Consider the following 1827-nt stretch of genomic DNA (forward strand, 5'->3'; position numbering starts at 1 on the left):
CGGCCGTCACGGTCGCCCCGTTCCACGGCTTCGTCTGGCGCGACGGGCACGCGGTCGAGGAAGGAACGTACGGCGTCAACCACGACAAGTCCGTACGCCCCCGCCGCCAGGACCGCCCCCAGGACTACCTGGAGACCGGCGCCGCCTACGGCATGCGCGCCGACCGCTTCCGCACCGAGAAGCACCGCTTCTTCGGCCGCACCGAGCTCGTACGGACCGACGCCGCCCGCGTCCTGGAGATCGACGACCCGCACGACCTCGCACGCGCCCGCGTCCTCGCCCCGCTGCTCGACGCCGACCGGCCGGGCGCGCTGCCCGGCCGCGCGGACATCGACGCCGTCGTGCTCGACTTCGACGGCACCCAGACCGACGACCGCGTCCTCATCGACTCCGACGGGCGCGAGATCGTCGCCGTGCACCGCGGCGACGGGCTCGGCATCGCCGCGCTGCGCCGCGCGGAGCTGCCCCTGCTGATCCTGTCCACGGAAGTTAACCCGGTCGTCGCCGCACGGGCCAGGAAGCTCCAACTTCCCGTCCTCCACGGCATCGACCGTAAAGACCTGGCGCTGAAGCAGTGGTGCGAAGAGCAGGGCATCGCACCCGAGCGCGTGCTGTACGTAGGCAACGACGTCAACGACCTGCCGTGCTTCGACCTCGTCGGCTGGCCCGTGGCGGTCGCCGGAGCGCACGACGTCGTACGTGGCGCGGCGCGCGCCGTGACCTCCGCGCCGGGCGGCGGCGGGGCCATCCGGGAGATCGCCGCATGGATCCTCGGCCCGTCCCTCCAGCCCGTCTGACCCGAGCCCGTCCCACCGCACCACACCCCAGCAGTCCTCAGCAGTCCCCCCAACAGCAAGGAACCTGCCTTCCATGAGCTCCACCCTCCGCACCCGGACCCTCGGCGCCAAGACCGCGGGCCCCGGCCACCCGGTCTACGTCACGGGCGAGATCGGCATCAACCACAACGGTGATCTGGAGAACGCCTTCGCGCTCATCGACGCGGCCGCCGACGCGGGCTGCGACGCGGTCAAGTTCCAGAAGCGCACGCCGGAGATCTGCACCCCCCGCGACCAGTGGGACGTCGAACGCGACACCCCCTGGGGCCGGATGACGTACATCGACTACCGGCACCGCGTCGAGTTCGGCGAGACCGAGTACCGCAAGATCGCCGAGCACTGCGCCAAGCGGGACATCGCGTGGTTCGCCTCCCCGTGGGACACCGAGGCCGTCGCCTTCCTGGAGAAGTTCGACGTGCCCGCGCACAAGGTCGCCTCCGCCTCGCTCACCGACGACGAGCTGCTGCGCGCCCTGCGCGCGACCGGCAAAACGATCATTCTCTCCACCGGGATGTCCACGCCGAAGCAGATCCGGCACGCGGTGGAGGTGCTCGGCAGCGAGAACATCCTCCTCTGCCACGCCACCTCCACCTACCCGGCCAAGGCCGAGGAGCTGAACCTGCGCGTGATCCACACGCTCCAGGCCGAGTACCCGAACGTGCCGATCGGCTACTCCGGCCACGAGACGGGGCTCCAGACCACGCTCGCCGCCGTCGCCCTCGGCGCCACCTTCGTCGAGCGCCACATCACCCTCGACCGCGCCATGTGGGGCTCCGACCAGGCCGCCTCCGTCGAACCGCAGGGCCTCCAGCGCCTCGTCCGCGACATCCGGGTGGTCGAGGAGTCGCTCGGCGACGGCGTCAAGAAGGTGTACGACAGCGAACTGGGCCCGATGAAGAAGCTGCGCCGCGTCACGGGCGTCGTCGCCGAGGCCGGCGACCGCGAGCCGGTCGCGGTCTGAGGCGGCCGGGCCCGGTGACACCGACAGCCC

At 71.5% G+C, this 1827-nt stretch carries 2 protein-coding genes; both read left to right on the plus strand.

The features are described from left to right. A partial coding sequence (locus ACFU99_RS42430; RefSeq protein ID WP_384403817.1) for an HAD hydrolase family protein occupies window positions 1-797 on the plus strand: 797 nt, incomplete at its 5' end. A 73-nt stretch (window positions 798-870) separates the two neighbouring features. Next, window positions 871-1797 carry an N-acetylneuraminate synthase family protein gene (locus tag ACFU99_RS42435; protein WP_384403820.1) on the plus strand — a complete coding sequence of 309 codons (927 nt, stop codon included), beginning with the start codon at window positions 871-873 and terminating at the stop codon, window positions 1795-1797. Window positions 1798-1827 lie beyond the last annotated feature (30 nt).

Source organism: Streptomyces sp. NPDC057654 (assembly GCF_042800135.1).
Lineage (GTDB): Bacteria > Actinomycetota > Actinomycetes > Streptomycetales > Streptomycetaceae > Streptomyces.